The sequence below is a fragment of the Niastella caeni genome (assembly GCF_004834005.1).
GTDB classification, from domain to species: domain Bacteria; phylum Bacteroidota; class Bacteroidia; order Chitinophagales; family Chitinophagaceae; genus Niastella; species Niastella caeni.
This window is the reverse complement of the sequence record NZ_STFF01000008.1, coordinates 239,580-256,961: the sequence shown is the minus strand read 5'-3', so window position 1 is coordinate 256,961 and position 17,382 is coordinate 239,580. Positions and strand designations below refer to the sequence as shown.

The window sequence follows — 17,382 nt, the reverse complement described above, 5'->3', positions numbered from 1 at the left end:
CGACTGTGGCAAACTGTTAGCTATAGTGCGAAATTTAAAAAGCGAGCGGCTGCATGAATTTAGCAGACAAGTATACACCCCTGCAATCAGAGTGGAACTCGAAAGGTCTGTCGTATGCCAGGGAAATAAATGCAATGATTGCATTTGGTGAAACACATGGATGGGACAATTGGAAAGGTGAGGAACCGAGTGACAACAGAAATCATTTGGCTTCAGCAATACTTCCGCTTTTAAGAAAAGCAAATAAAGAAGGGACAATTGATGAATTCAGATCACAGTTTCCACCCGCCCATGCACCTTTTATAAATACTATTCAAGAGCAAGGACAAAGCATAGAGAATTTATGCTATATAGGCGGTAATAAAATTGCTTTTGTTATTGGCACCGCTTATGAAAAAAGAAAAGCGTACCTGTTAACGAATAGAACCCTTGAACGGTTAAGAGACTCCATTCAATCAATTGGCAAGTCGCATCAAAATGAGATTTTCGCAATAGCAGAAAACAGATCAGTTACGACTTATAAGGGTTGGGATGGAAAGAAAATATTCCAGTTTAAACTTCCTGATGTCGCCAACCTGCCCATTACACAACTTATACCCTTTAACGACGGATTATCGGTCCTGCTCATATCATCTGAAGGAATTTATCTGCTCACTGCCAATGGGAACACCATGATCCACCCGGTTCCCGATCCGGAAGATAAAGACTGGACATCTTATATTGACATGGAGCATGCGGCCTTATCGCATGACAATACATTAATAGCCCTCGGCGACCAATGCTCAGGACACAGGATCCTGAACCGGTATGGCGAGGAGATCGCTTTAATTGGTCCGCAATCATCTTATCCACATTATGCATTGTTTTCTAAAGACGGACAACAGGTAGCATTGAACTCATGTCATTTTTATAATGGCATAAGTATAGGTATTCCTACAAATAACATTCATGGATTACACATTGAAGCATATACTAAAGACGACAGGTATACGGTCATCGACAATAATTCCAGGGTGTATGCAGCAATAGCCACATCGGAGTATTATATTTTTGGCGATGCGGGTGGTAATATTAAAGCCTTTGATAAAACGGGCAAAAATATCTGGCGCTATTTTGTAGGTTCCAGTATTACCGGCATAACCATCTCTGATGATGAAAAAACGTTGTGGGTTGCTTCCTGCTCAGGCATTATCCATAAACTTAAACTCGACATAGGGAAAAGAGACGAACACACCATTGGCAATGGCAATCATTACGAAGACTTCAGGCTTATTTTCTGGAAGAATGAGTCGCAACCATTAATTTGGTAGATCGCAATTTTAAAAAATTCTCCCCTCAAAATCACGCTTCCATTCGCTTCTATTTATTAACATCATGTATAGTTGTAATATTAAGGACAAAAAATCCCTGGTGTAAACTATAAATGAAATTAATGTTATCAAATTTTTCCCTGCATTCATTCCTGGTGTCACATATTATTTTCGCGCCTGAAATTTAATACATAGTAAGTAGTTGCTATAGTACCTATCGATTGTTTTGTCCGTCTATGTTTGCACGGGCATTTATTGCACGAAGCCCCTCCCCTCAAGCATTATAATTTCTTACATACAATAAAAGTAACCCAGCAAATGAAGAAACCATTCTTAGCATCGCTGTTATTCTTGCTATTGGCAAGCCTGACAGGCTACAGACTTTCTGCACAAACAACGCAGGCATCTATCATTGGTGTAATTACCGATGAAAGCAAAAAACCGGTAAGCGGCGCCACCGTGCAGTTGTACAATGAATCTACCGGATTTACTACAGCAACATTGACTAATGCAAAAGGTGAATATATTTTTAAAGAATTGCCATTGGGCGGTCCTTATACCATCAAGGCTACATTTGTTGGTTATGGGGAGCAGAAGCGAACAGATTACTCCCTGAACCAGGGCGATCTGCTGCGGGTAAACATAAGTATGCAGGTTTCTGCGGCCAGCATGAACGAAGTTACGGTTACAGCTACGGGTCAGCGGAAAAAAACCGAAAACTTCGGCGCCGCTACCTCTGTAACAGCTCGCGATATTTCAAGATTACCGGTGAACGGCCGCAACTTCACTTCTTTGATCGACCTGTCGCCATTAAGCAGCGGCAACAACCTGGCCGGCCAGTTGGGTTCTTCTACCAATATAACCATCGATGGTACATCCGCTAAAAACCCCACCTCCAGCAGTGGTACCAATAGCAGAATTGGCGGTCCTTACGCTATATCCATGGAGGCTATCCGCGAATTCAAAGTAGTAACCAACCAATACGACGTTACTTATGGCCGTAGCGGTGGCGGTACCATTAGCACGGTGACCAAATCAGGTACCAATAATTTTTCTGGAAGCGCTTTTATGTTCTCAAGAGCCGACTGGTTGTCGAGCAAATATGATATTCGTGGCGCCAGACGCGTAAATGATTTCTCTACGTACCAGTATGGGTTCTCCTTAGGCGGCCCCATCATCAAGAACAAAGCGCATTTCTTTATTGCCTGGGATCGCCAGGATGATGCCCGGCCTTTACAGTTGGCCGACATCAAATCGGCTGCTGATGAGAAAAGATTGAATGTAACTCAAACTAGTCTTGACCGCTACCTTGAGATTGCCAGAGGCAAATATGGCGTTTCGAACGAACCGCAATTTGGCTCCTTTAATAAAAGAAGAAATACCGATGCAGCTTTTTTACGGGTCGACTGGCAGTTGAATGAAAAAAACCTGCTTACCATCCGGAATAATTATGTAAATGACCGCGCGCCATTGGGCCGTGATGACAACTCTTCTATTAACCTATATGAGGTATATGCAGATGCAAATGCATGGAATAACAGTTTAATGGCCACCTTACGTACCGTGGTAAACTCCCGCTTAACCAATGAATTGAAATTACAACACCTGTATACGTTTGAAGAAAGCACGCCCGGCGACCAGTTACCTAAACAAAATATTCCACGTGGTATTGTGGAACGCGTTCAAAGCACCATCGATGGCGCCAGTGCCTTTACCACCATTCAGTTAGGTGGGCAACGGTATTCACCGGAACACTTTTACAACAATGTATTTCAATTGGTGAATAACGTTTATTTCAACACCAACAAGTTCAATTATACGTTTGGGACCGATATCCAGTACACGCACATGAACTCTTTATATGGCAGTGAAATGAACGGACGATTTTATTTCACCGGCCTAACCAATTTCGACAACCAAACGCCATACCGCTACGCACGTGAAGTAGCTTTGGAAGACGATCCCAGTGTAGATCAAAACGTATTGAACGCTGCTTTATATGGCCAGATGAAAACACAATTGTTTCCGGGATTTGAATTAACAGCAGGCATTCGGGCAGATTATACCAATTACTTCAACAAACCCAACTTCAACCAGGTGGTGTTTGATGACCTGGGCCTGACCACGAATCGCTCCCTGAATACTTTTCAATTACAACCCCGCATCCAATTCAACTGGGACATCAATGAAAGACACCGGGATTACCTGCGGTTAGGCGCCGGTGTTTTTGGATCTGACATAAACAACTACGCCATGATCAATAACATGGTGTTTGATGGAACCAAGGTACTTTCGGTGGACATTCAGGGCGCGGGCATTCCCACCCCCAACTTCCCCGGCTATCGCAACAATCCTTCTACGGCTCCCGGCAAAGAATTGTTCGACCAGGGTATTCCCCGCCTCGCTACCATTAACATGAACGGCAAAGACGCACGGATCCCGGTTGTTTATAAAGCAAATATTTCTTACAGCCGCTTTATTACCGATCGTTTGAAAGTGGGTGTTACTTTCTTCACCACGTTGGCGCGTAATAACTATATGTATGTTGACCGCAATATGGTAGATGATCCTTATTTCCGCTTGGCGAATGAAGGCAATCGTGGCGTGTACGTTCCTGCCAACACCATCAACACAACTAATGGCGCTACCGACTGGATGAGAGGACGCAAAAGCAACCGCATTGGCCGGATACTGGAGTTGACCAGCGAAGGAAAAGTAAACCAGTATGCTTTTGTTGTTGATGGTACCTGGCGCTATTTCAAAGACGGAGAAGTATCGTTCAGCTATACATGGAACGATTCAAAAGACAATACTTCTTATAATGGTGATGTGGCTAATACAGCTACGCTATCGCTCATGGTAAATGACGATCCCCGCAATCTTAGCAAAATGTCTTACTCCGATAATCAGTTCAGACATAAAGCGGTATTCTATGGTACGCTGCCAACATTTTATGGTGTGAGCGTAGGCGTACGCTATTCAGGTATAGGCGGCACCCGCTATTCATTAGCGGTGAATGGCAACGTAAATGGTGATTTTGTAAACTCTAACGATCTGGCTTATGTTTTCGATGTCAACGATCCTAAAGTAGCAGAGAAATACCGTACCGGCTTAACTACCATTTTGAATAATCCCGGGGCAAATAAGAGCATTAAAAAATATCTCGAAAAAAGCAATGGCAATATTGCCGAACGCAATGGCGGCATCAATCGTTTTAACGGTGTATGGGATGTACGGGTTGCCAAAAAGTTCAACGTATGGAAAAAGCAATACATTGAACTGTCTGGCGACATTTTTAATGTAGAAAACCTGATCAACAAGAGTTGGGGCGCTACAAAAAACCTGGGTAAACAAAACATCTATTCTTTAGGCGGGTTTGATCCCGTAACTTCTTCTTACAATTACAATGTGAATCTGAACGCCGGCGTAATTACGCCTTCCGGCAATCCCTGGCAAATACAAGTGGGGGTTCGCTACGGATTCTAATAAAGTATATACCCTGTAAAAAAGCGCCCCGACAAATCGGGGCGCTTTTTTTAAAGTTTAGCTTTTTGAAAAAATTACTTAGGCTTAAATTGATAAAAAAGACCTATTTGCCAAACCCGGTTCTGCAGATCTGTGGTCCGGCTTTTACTCACATCGGTTAAACCCAGGTTATAACGGGCATCAACACCTAATCCCATTCTACCAACATAACTGGCGCCAAAGATCCAGGAAAAGTCAGCATTGCTCAGATCATCAACATCCGATTCTGTATTTCCGCTCTCGTACTCCGACGTAGTTAAAATACCCAACTGGGGGCCGGTCTGCAATCTAAAGCCGTTAGCAAACATGTACTGAGCCAATACGGGAACATTAATGTAATTCAGTTTTAATTTGTCGTTGCCATATTCAGCACCCTGAGTACTGTATACTATTTCAGGTTGAACAGCAAATGCGCGGGTAATATGAATATGGGCCAAACCGCCAACATGGAATCCTGTTCTGGCGTCAGCACTTTCATCGGCGGCATCATTTCTGAGATTGGCAAAGTTAACACCACCTTTAATCCCAAATTGAACATGCTGTGCATAAGCACCATGTATCAGCATTAGCATGAATGCCGAAATAATAATTCTCTTCATAATGCTGGTTTAATTAACAATACAATAGTTAATGCAAACTGAATACCAGCATAGGCATAAACGATTATTTATAACATAACCAATTGAAGGATAGAAATTTCGCACTGTGGAAATTGGGGTATTCAACACGATTAATAATCAGTAAATTGCTATAACAATAAAAAGAGTTACTTATGGAATCGCATATAGTGAAAATAACAGCTATTCACCAGGTAACCCACGATGTAAAATGTTTCCGCATCGAAAAACCGTCGGGTTATCAGTTCGTACCCGGACAAGCAACCGAAGTTGCCATTAATAAAAGCGGCTGGGAAAATGAACGGCGGCCTTTTACTTTTACTTCGTTGAATCATGAGCCTACCCTTGAGTTTACCATAAAACGATATGTTGATCACAAAGGCGTTACCGATCAATTGCACCAGTTAAATGCAGGCGATGAACTGATATTACATGACGTATGGGGCGCCATCGAATATAAAGGACCCGGTTATTTTATTGCCGGTGGCGCAGGCATTACACCATTCATTGCCATACTGAGGCAATTGCACCGCGACAATCAGCTTACCGGCAACACGCTGTTCTTCTCAAATAAAACGGCTGCAGATATTATTTATGTAGAAGAGTTAACCGCTATGCTGGGAAATAATGTCCGCTATATTCTTAGCCGTGAGCAAAAACAGGGCTATGAGAACGGGATTATCAATACCAACTTTCTGCGCTCGCACATAACCGATTTCAGTAAACATTTTTATGTATGCGGCCCTGATAAAATGATCACCGATATAAATGCAGCACTGGAGAAACTGGGCGCTAATGCCAACCTGGTTGTGTTTGAGAAATAATCTCAAATCCATCTCCGCCTCGACGCATTACGGTGCGCAATAAACTCTTTTGCAAACATCCCAATGAGCAGCATTCCAAAAATAAAACCACCGATGTGCGCTGCATAGGCTACGCCTCCTGCTTCGGTACCACCAAGCGCACCCAATCCGTTTACTACCTGAAATGCAAACCAAACGCCTACCGCAAGAAAAGCCGGCACGGTAACGATAAGAAAGAAGATCCATAGATGTATGCCCTTTCCTGGATACAACCTAAGGTAAGCGCCCAATACCGCAGAGATAGCCCCTGAAGCGCCCAGACTGGGGATCAACATGCTTTGTCCCAGGATCAACGTGCTGAATACATGACTTAACCCCGCAAGCATGCCGCATAATAAATAAAAGAGGAGATATTTCAGATGGCCTAATGCATCTTCTACATTATCGCCAAAGATCCATAAGTAAAGCATATTACCCGCCAAATGCGCCAACCCGCCATGCATAAACATGGAAGTGAACAACGTAAGAAAAACGGGGATGTTGGTAGCCTCTAACCCGGGCATTTCAAAACGCTGCCCCGTATATGGATCTGTTATGATCTTTGAATCGGTAATTATATCCTGGCCGGTCAATATTTCACCGGGTACTGCGGCATAGGCCAACGTAACCTGCATATCCTGCCCAAACTTCTGCCAATACACATAAGCTAAAATATTAAGGGCTATAAGCAGGTAATTTATAAAGGGAACAATTTTCCTGTCCCTGTTATCATCGCCAATGGGGAATACCATTTTTTTATCAAAAATAGGCAAAAGATGTACCTGTTCCGCTCTGATAAGAGAAGCGAATGAAATCGTTTTTTGTAAGTTCATATACTGCAGTAAGCCAGGGATTCCATTTCAGGTTAAAGTATTCATATCCTGTTCCCCGCAGCACAGCGCTTAGTTGTAACTTTTCATGCAAAAATCTTTTTGATGCATGAACAAAAAAACCGTAGCTCGTATAATTTAAATTATGTCCCTGAACCGGTGGGATTGATAAAGTAATTACCATCAGGCACAATGATATAATCCCTGAAATCAGCGCCAATTTGCAGATTGTAATTTGTGTGCAATAATTTCCCCAGATCAACTGCTGCTTCTGTATGTACGAGGTTGGCTTTTACTTTTAATACCGCGCCAATATCCCAGTTATTTATTTCCTGCAGTTGTTTCAGTTTGCTTTTGAAGGCATCTGTACCAGGTTGTAATCGTTTGTCATCCGCTACATCCCGCGCCTGATGATGCGCTGTGGCAACATCGGCATTTGAGGAGATGGCATTATTAAATGCATTGGAATAATCCTGGAACCATTTGTTGTAGAGGAAGATTATTGCAGGAAATCTTCACGGTGTGGAGAGAATACATCTACCAGCATGCCGGCTTCCAGGCAAACACAACCATGTATGGTATCAGGCGGCACATAATATCCGTCGCCTTTGCGAATGATCTTTTTGTGATCACCAATGGTCATTTCAAAAACACCGCTTTCAACATAGGTAACCTGTGAATGCGGATGCTGGTGCAACGACCCAACGCCTCCTTTTTCAAACTTTGCTTTTACCAGCATTACCCGGTCATCGTATCCATAGATCTGCCGTTGTATGCCATTGCCCACGTCTTCCCATAGAATTTCGTTTTCAAACTGGAACTCATTGCTTTGAATCATAACTGCCTGGTTGTATAGATTTTCAAAAATAGGAATAACTTTTTCATCAGGCTACATTACCTTCCGTAAATGAAAAAGCTGAACCATTGCCAGCCGGTGAATTACTATCCATTCTACCCCCTGCTTATTTGTTAACATGGAATAATTGGTCAGATATCCGATTTTCCATAAATATTACTTAATTTATATGCGAAAAGTGTAGAACCAACCTCAATGGAATCACCAGTTAATATCAAAAAGCTTGCGCAGCTTTTAAATTTATCGATTGCTACCGTATCAAAAGCATTGCGCGATAGCCATGACATAGGCCAGGAAACAAAGGAAAAAGTGATAGCATTGGCCAAAGAATTAAATTATCAGCCCAACCCCCATGCAAGTTTTCTGAGAAAACATAATAGCAAAACCATTGCGGTCATTATACCTGAAATTGCCAACAACTATTTTACCCTGGCGATCAATGGTATTGAATCGGTGGCTGATGAGAAGGGCTATCATGTAATTATTTATTTATCGCATGAAAATGTTGACCGGGAAGTGGCATTCAGCCGGCATTTGCATAGTGGCCGGGCCGACGGCATACTTATTTCCGTTTCCAGCACAACAACCGATTATACGCATTTGCATGACCTGCAGAAAAAAGGCCTGCCCATTGTTTTCTTTGACCGGGTTTGTGAAGATTTCAATACAGTAAAAGTAACTACAGACGATTACCAAAGTGGCTACCTCGCTACCAAACACCTCATAGATCAAGGTTGCAAACGTATTGCTCATTTAGCCATTTCCACAAGCATTTCCATCGGTAACAATAGAGCCAAAGGCTATTTACAGGCATTGCAGGACCATGGAGTAATGACCGATGAATCGTTTCTGATTGAATGCATCAATAATACCGTTCTGGATACTGAACTGATAAAAGACCTTTTTCTACACATAAAACCCGATGGCATCTTCGCTGCAGTGGAACGCTATGCCATTATCTGTTATGAGATCTGTGAAGAACTGGGCTTGAACATACCGCAGGATGTGAAGATCATCAGCTTTTCCAACATTCAAACCGCATCTTTGTTAAACCCATCTATGTCTACCATTACACAACCGGCGTTTGAGATCGGGCGGGAAGCCGCTACCATGCTATTGAAAAAACTGGAGAAGAAAAATTTTGAGCTGAAAGATGAAACGATTGTTATTCAATCGAAGCTGATACCAAGAAAATCTACTATGATGTGAATGGTGAGTGATGAGTAAGCCCGCCGAAAATTAAGCATTCCGAAAATTCCGGAACCAACTCACCACTCACCACTGACCACTCACGATCGCCCATTGCCGATTCACGTGCTCATTCTTCTAATCAACTCCACCGGTATAATTATGGGATCCGATTCAGTAATAGTTCCTTCTGTTTCATGCTCCTGCTTCAACAGCTTCAACACTTCAGCCACGATCACTTTCCCAATATTAACCGGGAATTGTTCGATGGTAGTTATAGAGGGCGTAATAATTCCGGAACGCGGATCATTGGAATATCCCACTATGCGCAATGCCTGTGGCACCTTGATCCCTATTTCCTTGGCATATTCAAGCACCGCAATCGCCGTTACATCGTTGGCGGCCATGATGGCATCGGGATAAGGCGGCTTCGCAAACAACCGATGCATCGCCTTGCGTGCATTCTCGGCTGTTAGTTCATGATAAAAGATCCAGTCTTTACGAACCGGTATTTTATGTTGTGTCAAGGCTTTTTCAAAACCGGCATGCCGGTCGATATAAATATTACAGGACAACGGCCCTGAGATATAAGCAATGCGTTTGCAACCGAGTTGAAGCAGGTGCGATGCAGCCAGGTACCCCCCACGAAAATCATCCCCTTTGATGATGCGGGCCGGATAGGGTTGCATGGGAACGCGATCATAGAAAAGCACCGGTATATTGTTCTCAATTAAAACATCAAAATGACTGAAGTTTTTTGTAAACATGGTACAGGCGGCAATCACTGCATCAACCCGCGAAGCATAGAGCGTACGCGCCAGGTCTTTTTCAATTTCAACAGAATCGTTCGACTGGCCAATGATCAGGTGATAGCCATGCGCATGCAACCCGTTCTGAATAGTGGTGATCACTTCTGTGTGCACAAACATGGAAAAACGGGGAACAATTAACCCAACGGTGTTCGTCTTATTGGTTCGCAATCCCGACGCCATAATATTACGGGTATAACCCACCTTTTCTACAAAGGCCATTACACGGTTGCGGGTGGCGGTATTTACATGCGGGTGGTTATTCAGAACCCGGGAAATAGTAGCCGGTGATAACCGCAGGGCTTTCGCGAGCTCTTGTATAGAGTTCTTTTTGGTCTGTTTCTGGGACTTCATGTCTGCAATCGTTTACAGAAAAGTTTAATGGTGGAAGAGGATCAAACTTGGTAAAAAATGATGAAATCGTTTTCATAAATAAGGTGATTTATTTACTGAAACGTTTTCGTAAAAAGGGTTTGCTTCGAGCAACTATTTTCGGCCTGCTTAACATCTAATAGAGATACATTCCCCCATAATCACATGCTGCTATATGAAAAAAACAATGCTATTCCTGACCGTATTTCTATTCTACCTGCAAATAACCGCACAACAACAAAACCTGCTAAGCGGGAAATATTCAACCCAACAATTGCAGGAATTACTAATACCCAAGGCCCAATGGACACCCTTTCCGCGAACCGATGACCGGGCAGGTTGGGCCAAAGCGAATGAGCCTATGATGCTCGCCATTGTAAAACAAGCCACATCATATATTAATTATAACTGGCCTTCTATTCCGGCCACTTTATCCCTGCTGATCGACCGCACCGGCGACCGGAACGAATACCAGCGCGTGAGTTATGAAAAACGAGAAGTACTGGGCACCTTGATCCTCGCTGAAGTATATGAGAACAAAGGCCGGTTTGTTGACCCCATCATTAATGGTATCTGGAACATTTGTGAAGAATCATTCTGGGGTGTTCCGGCCCACCTGCCCCGTGCAAAGGATTATTCGGGACTGATGGATGTTTCGCAACCATTTGTTGAATTATTCAGCGCCGAAACCGCCACCTTCCTGGCATGGGCCGATTATTTCGTGGGCGAGAAACTGGATGCCGTATCGCCCCAGGTGAGAAAACGCATTTATTACGAAACCAATAACCGCATTTTTCAACCGCTGATGAACAAACCGCATGGATGGATGGCGGCCAACGCCAATGGCCGCCCACCCAATAACTGGAACCCGTGGATCTGTTCCAACTGGTTGAACGCGGCTTTGCTACTGGAAAAGGATGCCACCAAACGCGCTGCTATGATCACCAAACTACTAACGGTGCTCGACGCATTCCTAAATCCCTATCCGCAGGATGGCGGTTGTGATGAAGGGCCCGGATACTGGGGCGCTGCAGCGGCTTCTTTATTCGATAATATTGCATTGCTGAACCTGGCCACCAACAATGCATTCAACTACGTGTATGAAGATGAAAAAATTAAAAACATGGCCCGCTTTATTTACCGGTCACAAATAAGCGCCGCCTATTTCTTAAACTTTGCCGATGCCGATCCGCAACCCGGTATGGCCGCCAGTATGATCTATCGCTTTGGCAAAGCCATTCACGACACCAGCATGATGCAATTCGGTGCTTTTTATCGCAAGCCGGCCAGTGGCCGGGTGAGCAGGTCGCATTACTTCAGGAACCTGTTCGAACTGTTCATGCAGGATGAATTTCAGCAAACACCCCAACACCTGCCGCTACCCGCCGACGTATGGTTGCCCGGTATACAGGTGATGATAGCCCGGGACAAACAAGGCAGTACCGATGGCTTATTTGTAGCCGCCAAGGGTGGCCATAACGATGAAAGCCACAACCACAATGATGTAGGCAATTACATAGTGTACTACAATGGCGCACCGGTATTAATTGACATAGGCCGGGGCACCTATACCCGCAAAACATTTGGCGACAGGCGGTACAACATCTGGTACAATTGTTCCGACTACCATAACACGCCAACCATTAATGGCGCCAATCAACCGCCCGGCCCCGGCTACAAAGCAACCCGGGTAGCGTATAACAAAAGCAAGTTGTATGCTGAATTGTCGCTTGATATGGCAGGCGCTTACCCCGAACAGGCAGCCGCCACCAGTTGGCAACGCTCCGTTAAATTAAACCGGGGGAAAAATGTTGTGATTAAAGACATCTTTGTATTGAAAAAGGCCGGCGCCATTACCGAACACCTGATGACCTGTTACCCCGCTGAAATAATAAAACCCGGAGAGCTTGTCATTCATTACCAACCAAAGAATGGCGAACCGAAGGATTTTGTTATTCAATACAATGCCCGGCAAATGCAGCCAACGGTGGAGAAAATACCATTAACGGCTATGGAAGATAAAGGTGTGCAGGATAAATGGGGCGACAATATTTATCGCATCAATTTTACCGTTACAACGCCCAAAACCAATGACGCCATCCAGTTTGTGATAGCGCCGAAATAAACCGGGGCTGACACCATCAACTTTTGGCGCATCAGGATGAAACTCAAATGAATTATCCATATATAAAGTACCGTACTTAGCCCTTAATACAAATGCCCGGTTTTTTATGGTAATAGCAACAGCCATCGCGCCCTTTTGCTTCAAACAAAAAGACAGCTCATAAAATAGTGTATTTTTATAATACAGTAGAGTTTCTAATTTTGCGATATGGCATTCAGGCAATTGGGAAAATATAAACACACGATCGGGTATGGCATTTCCCTGGCCATATTATTATTTATATTGAAGTGGCTCCAATTCAGGTTTGTTATCATTGACCATGCGCTGGAAATTTACATCGGCGCCATTGCGGTAATTTTTACGGCCCTGGGCATTTGGCTGGCGCTGAAACTGGCCCGCCCGAAAATTGAAACCGTGGTGGTGGAAAAGGAAGTTTATATAACGCCCGCCAATGATTTTGCTACCAATGATGAAGAACTGGCCAGGCTGGGATTAAGCAAACGCGAACTGGAAGTGCTGCAGTTGATCGCCGAAGGATTGAGCAACCAGGAGATCGCCGCCCGCTTATATGTTTCGTTGAACACCATTAAAACACATTCTTCCCGCATCTTTGAAAAACTGGATGTAAAGCGCCGTACACAAGCTATTGAAAAAGCTAAAAGATTGAATCTCATTCCTTAGAAACTTTCACCCTTTAGTATAAAAATCGGGGTTTAGGCAAAAATCACCCGAAAGCATGAACGGTATAATCGTTTTGCCCTTCATTTTTGTGGCATAGCATAACAGGCGCCCGTTCATGCTCATTAATAATTAAAAGTAACACCAATGAAAAAAAATGTATTCGTATTTGGCTTACTATCCGGTTTCATCATTTCAGCTTTTATGGTTTACTCCTCAACCATGTGTTATAAGACCGCCGAATTTAAGAGCAATGAAGTAGTTGGGTACGCCGGCATGCTTATAGCCTTCTCTTTTATTTTCGTAGGTATTAAAAATTACCGCGACAAATACAACAATGGGGTCATCAGTTTTGGTAAAGCTTTCAAAGTTGGGTTCTACATTACACTCATCGCATCTACTTTATATGTGCTTATCTGGCTTATTGAATACTATGTTTTCTTCCCCGACTGGATGGATAAATACTGCACCCATATGATCGATGAGGCGAAAGCAGGCGGCGTCAGCCAGTTGGAACTGGATAAAACAAACGCCCAGATGAATTGGTATAAGGAAATGTATAAGACCCCCTTGTTTGTGGTATTGCTCACCTATGTAGAAGTGTTGCCCATCGGCCTCGTTATTTCGCTCATCAGCGCCCTGTTCTTAAAACGGAAAACAAAACGCGGAAACCTGGTTACCAGTGCGGCTACCTGATAATTACCCGTGCCACGGGTTCCCTTTCGACTTCGCTCAGGACCGTGGCACGGGTATCATTTTTTCAATCAATCTATATATTATAACGCATACCGCTTCATGCTTATTAAAGCAGTTTTAGCGGTATTATTAACTCCATTAATATAAATATAGGCCCGGTATTTATGATCGGCAGTTTCAACCCAAACCCCTGCTTCCTGTTTCAGGTTAATGGCATAATTGGGTTCGTTTGCTAAATTCAATTTCTCGAAATCGAGGTCATCGATATAGATACCGTATTGCATCTGCGCCAGGTTAAAATCCTGCAGGTTAAACGTTTTGCGCTCAAAGGTGCTTCTGTTAACGCCGCTGGGCAGGGTTATGCCCGGCAAATATTGCGCATCTGCGGCCGGCGATACCAATGCATGGTTAAAAGCGCTGGTAGTTAAATTGCGGTACAAATACACCAGGTCAATAATTCCTGCCTTGCTTGCTGCATCGGTAGCATTGTAAGCGGCCATATCTGCAATAGAAATATAGGCCAGGTTGCCATCGCTGACCAAAATATTTTTCTTCATGTCCATTTTAGCAATGGTGTACGGCCCCATTTTGTATGAAACCGTTTGTCCATTGCTGCTCTCGGCTGAAAAAGTAAAGGATACGGATTGTCCACGGGCTGCTTCAGGAATATAATAATAATACCGCAAGGTAGCGGCATTGGTATCTTTATTAAAAGTTACCGTAGTTACATTCTTGTTGGTAACAGAAGCGCTGCCCACCGTTATGCCAACGTCTACACCGCTGTTGTTGGTGTAATACGACTTGTTTTCCAGGAAGGTACCTGTTGCGCCGTCAATAGAGGCTTCTACCCTGGCATTAACCAATTTTCCCTGATCGGGCAATATGGCCATAGCATAGGCAAACTCAATAATCTGGCCCACGATATTTGGCCCCTGCGTTCTTTTAATACAATCGTTTTGTAGCCCGTCTTTTGGCGTAGGCAGTGCATATTCGTTCTTCTTACAACCTATCATTACTGGTAGCGCAGCCAACAGTAAAAAAGTATATTTGAAATATGTTGTTTGATACTTCATAATTTTTTATTTAGTGGTGATCATGATCGTGAAACAGCAAACGTGAAACGGCAAATAAAACCTCGGGAACTCTTTCACGTTTTACGTTTCACGTTTCACGTCTATCTTGGCTGCACTGTAATTACAACTTTAAAGGTCCTTCTTACCTGCCGGTTGCCCGAAACCACCGTGTATTCCTTCGGGTTAGCCAGGTCGCTAAAGTCAACTTTGCCAACGATCTTGGGGTCCAGCTTGCAATCGGTAGCCAGCGTAAACTGCGGGTACAGGTTCTTCAGGTCGGTACCATACAGCACCTGTGCGTTTATCGTTTGGGTGGTATCATTTATAACCGCCGTTTTGGTAAGTACAGTTACATAATCTGCCCCTAATAATTCAAAACTGCTTACATAGCAATCTTCCCGGGGCGTTATCAATAATCCATCGTCATCAACCGGATAATCTTTTTTGCAGGAAGGCAATGCCGCCAACAAAATCAAAAAAAACACATTTATAAATATTATTTTCCTTTTCATTTTAATTACACTTTATAGTTCTGAATTCCTAATTGCCTTTTTCGCTTGCAGCTTGAAGCTTGTAGCTTTCTTCTATCTCCAGGGAGCATTCTGAGTTAAATTAGGATTGCGGTCACGCTCAGCAGGGGGAATCCTGAAAATATAATTCTGCTGGTATTCGCGGAATGTAGTGTTTTGGTAATATCGTTGCTGGTTTGCACCCCAGGTATCCTGGCGCCACACACCGGCGCCATTGCCAGGCGCTACCCATACTCTTTCAATAGCGCGCCACCGTCTGAGATCAAATGACCGCTGGCCTTCTCCTACCAGTTCAACAATTCGTTCCTGTTCAATGGCATCAAAGAAAGCAGCCGCAGAAGCTGTTTTACCGGCTGCCAATGCGGGCAGGTTACCACGGCGTCTTACTTTATTAACCAGGTCAATGGCATCAGGCAGCGGTCCGCTCACTTCATTGGAGGCTTCGGCATACATCAGGTATACATCAGCGAGGCGGATCACCGGCCAGGCAAAATCGCCATCGCCGCGTCCCTGCCCTGCATAATTGCGAACGAACTTGCGGAACGCGTAACCGGAATTAATTCCATCTGTATTGTAGGTGATATAATTTGCGCCGCCTATGTTCACCTGCGTACCCCAGGTCCTGTAAATGAATGGCACCCAGCCTGTAGGCTGTAATGAAACCATTCCCACACTCACTTCATAATCCCACATGATGGATGCTTTCATGCGGTAATCGCGGCCGGCATAACTGGCCGGGTTAACTGCCGAATTGGCCCGGGTGCGTGCATCTGTGACCGTAGTAGGGTTTAAACCAACCAATTTAGGCGCAAAATCGCCTGTACTGAGCAGTTGATAGCGGTCGGCTAATTCGAAGCGGGGCGATACCCAGCATTGTGAACCTTCGTGCGAACGGCCGGCAAAGTCGCGCATCAGTTCTTCACCCTGGCTGGTGCCGGTTCCGCCGTGCGTAAACACCATCAGCATTTCCGGATCGCCATTGGCCTTGGGTGTAAAGAGGTGATAATAATTGGGTAATTTATCGGCTTTGCCTAATGTATCTATTTCACCGGGATCGCCGCCTTTGTATAAGGTTAAACCAAAATCGTTCGCTACTTTTTTAAAATCAGCAGCGGCAGCCGTATAGGCGGCAGTTGCTTCCGATGCGTTTTTCGTAAAGCCATCCAGTTCATCCCAGCCATTCTTTTTCCAGGAGGCCCAGTACAAATACACTTTACCGCGTAATGCAAGCGCCGCAGGTTTTGCAGTTCTACCCAAGGCAGAAGCCTTCAACGGCAACTTATCATAGGCATAGGTAAAATCGGCTATAATAGAATCTTTTACCTGACCAATAGGTGTACGGGGCGCTTCGCCTATTTCGGCATTGGCTTCATTTACATCATTGGCCACGGTATGACCGATGTACGGCACATCGCCCCACATGCTTATCAGTTTGAAGTAACACAGTCCGCGAAGCAGGCGGGCTTCCCCGATAATTGTTTCCAGGTTGGCTACGGAAGAAGGAGAAGCCGTTTGTAACATGGTAGTTACATTATCTATAACATAATTGGCGCGGTTCACGCCTCCATACAAATAGCGGAACATTTTATCGAAGGACCCGCCATAGCCGGAAGGATTGTAATTGGCATTATTATACGCATCGCCTAACCGAAGGTTACCACTGGTGGTGCTGTTGTTGGCATTGCGGGTGCGCACATATTCTCCCTGGCCATCAAAATAATAGTCGCGGTCGAAGCAAGGCCTGATGGAAGCATAAGCCCCCATCAGTGCATACGTAGCATCTGCTTCTGTTTTCCAGAACTGTGCAGTAGCTAATTCTGTAGTTGGGTCCTGATTGAGCAGGTCTTTGCGGCAGGCTGTTTGTAACAGCATGCAACCAGATAAAAGGATTAATACGGGTATTGTTACAGGAATATTTCTTTTTTTCATAA

The 17,382-nt window shown here is 44.2% G+C and carries 14 protein-coding genes; 7 read left to right on the top strand and 7 right to left on the bottom strand.

Features of this window, described 5'->3' with window-relative positions:
- Nucleotides 1-53: 53 nt before the first annotated feature.
- Both FAM09_RS24530 and FAM09_RS24525 read left to right on the top strand, forming a co-directional pair.
- Nucleotides 54-1,310 (top strand): YncE family protein, encoded by a 1,257-nt coding sequence (locus FAM09_RS24530; RefSeq protein WP_136579806.1) that lies wholly within the window; start codon nucleotides 54-56, stop codon nucleotides 1,308-1,310.
- A gap of 318 nt (nucleotides 1,311-1,628) precedes the next feature.
- Nucleotides 1,629-4,796, top strand: a complete 3,168-nt coding sequence (locus FAM09_RS24525) for a TonB-dependent receptor (RefSeq protein WP_136579805.1) — start codon at nucleotides 1,629-1,631, stop codon at nucleotides 4,794-4,796.
- A 74-nt stretch (nucleotides 4,797-4,870) separates the two neighbouring features.
- On the opposite strand, the gene FAM09_RS24520 is transcribed toward FAM09_RS24525, so the two are convergent.
- Nucleotides 4,871-5,434, bottom strand: coding sequence for a porin family protein (locus FAM09_RS24520; RefSeq protein WP_136579804.1), 564 nt, complete (start codon nucleotides 5,432-5,434; stop codon nucleotides 4,871-4,873).
- 173 nt (nucleotides 5,435-5,607) lie between these two features.
- Here FAM09_RS24520 and FAM09_RS24515 point away from each other — a divergent pair, with 173 nt between their 5' ends.
- Nucleotides 5,608-6,276 (top strand): FAD-binding oxidoreductase, encoded by a 669-nt coding sequence (locus FAM09_RS24515; RefSeq protein WP_136579803.1) that lies wholly within the window; start codon nucleotides 5,608-5,610, stop codon nucleotides 6,274-6,276.
- A 2-nt stretch (nucleotides 6,277-6,278) separates the two neighbouring features.
- Here FAM09_RS24515 and FAM09_RS24510 read toward each other — a convergent pair whose 3' ends face one another.
- Together FAM09_RS24510 and FAM09_RS24505 are read right to left on the bottom strand one after the other, a co-directional pair.
- Complete coding sequence (locus FAM09_RS24510; protein ID WP_243751771.1) at nucleotides 6,279-7,127, bottom strand: rhomboid family intramembrane serine protease; 849 nt, start codon at nucleotides 7,125-7,127, stop codon at nucleotides 6,279-6,281.
- A 496-nt stretch (nucleotides 7,128-7,623) separates the two neighbouring features.
- Complete coding sequence (locus tag FAM09_RS24505) at nucleotides 7,624-7,962, bottom strand: cupin domain-containing protein (RefSeq protein ID WP_136579802.1); 339 nt, start codon at nucleotides 7,960-7,962, stop codon at nucleotides 7,624-7,626.
- 213 nt (nucleotides 7,963-8,175) lie between these two features.
- On the opposite strand from FAM09_RS24505, the gene FAM09_RS24500 reads away from it, so the two are divergent.
- Nucleotides 8,176-9,189: a LacI family DNA-binding transcriptional regulator gene (locus FAM09_RS24500; RefSeq protein WP_136579801.1), complete on the top strand. Its 1,014-nt coding sequence runs from the start codon at nucleotides 8,176-8,178 to the stop codon at nucleotides 9,187-9,189.
- A 101-nt stretch (nucleotides 9,190-9,290) separates the two neighbouring features.
- Here the strand turns inward: FAM09_RS24500 and FAM09_RS24495 are convergent, their stop codons facing one another.
- Complete coding sequence (locus FAM09_RS24495; protein WP_136579800.1) at nucleotides 9,291-10,331, bottom strand: LacI family DNA-binding transcriptional regulator; 1,041 nt, start codon at nucleotides 10,329-10,331, stop codon at nucleotides 9,291-9,293.
- A 193-nt stretch (nucleotides 10,332-10,524) separates the two neighbouring features.
- Between FAM09_RS24495 and FAM09_RS24490 the strand changes: the two genes are divergently transcribed.
- The 3 genes from FAM09_RS24490 to FAM09_RS24480 all read left to right on the top strand — a co-directional run bounded on the left by FAM09_RS24490 (nucleotide 10,525) and on the right by FAM09_RS24480 (nucleotide 13,848).
- Nucleotides 10,525-12,474: a heparinase II/III domain-containing protein gene (locus tag FAM09_RS24490; RefSeq protein ID WP_243751770.1), complete on the top strand. Its 1,950-nt coding sequence runs from the start codon at nucleotides 10,525-10,527 to the stop codon at nucleotides 12,472-12,474.
- 207 nt (nucleotides 12,475-12,681) lie between these two features.
- Nucleotides 12,682-13,155: a helix-turn-helix transcriptional regulator gene (locus tag FAM09_RS24485; RefSeq protein ID WP_136579799.1), complete on the top strand. Its 474-nt coding sequence runs from the start codon at nucleotides 12,682-12,684 to the stop codon at nucleotides 13,153-13,155.
- A gap of 144 nt (nucleotides 13,156-13,299) precedes the next feature.
- Entirely contained in the window at nucleotides 13,300-13,848 is a 549-nt protein-coding gene (locus FAM09_RS24480) for a DUF4199 domain-containing protein (RefSeq protein WP_136579798.1), read from the top strand.
- Between the two features lie 80 nt (nucleotides 13,849-13,928).
- Here FAM09_RS24480 and FAM09_RS24475 read toward each other — a convergent pair whose 3' ends face one another.
- The 3 genes from FAM09_RS24475 to FAM09_RS24465 form a co-directional block, all read right to left on the bottom strand.
- Complete coding sequence (locus tag FAM09_RS24475; protein ID WP_208025650.1) at nucleotides 13,929-14,921, bottom strand: DUF4466 family protein; 993 nt, start codon at nucleotides 14,919-14,921, stop codon at nucleotides 13,929-13,931.
- A gap of 101 nt (nucleotides 14,922-15,022) precedes the next feature.
- Nucleotides 15,023-15,433, bottom strand: a complete 411-nt coding sequence (locus FAM09_RS24470; RefSeq protein WP_136579797.1) for a hypothetical protein — start codon at nucleotides 15,431-15,433, stop codon at nucleotides 15,023-15,025.
- A 72-nt stretch (nucleotides 15,434-15,505) separates the two neighbouring features.
- Entirely contained in the window at nucleotides 15,506-17,380 is a 1,875-nt protein-coding gene (locus FAM09_RS24465; RefSeq protein WP_136579796.1) for a RagB/SusD family nutrient uptake outer membrane protein, read from the bottom strand.
- Nucleotides 17,381-17,382 lie beyond the last annotated feature (2 nt).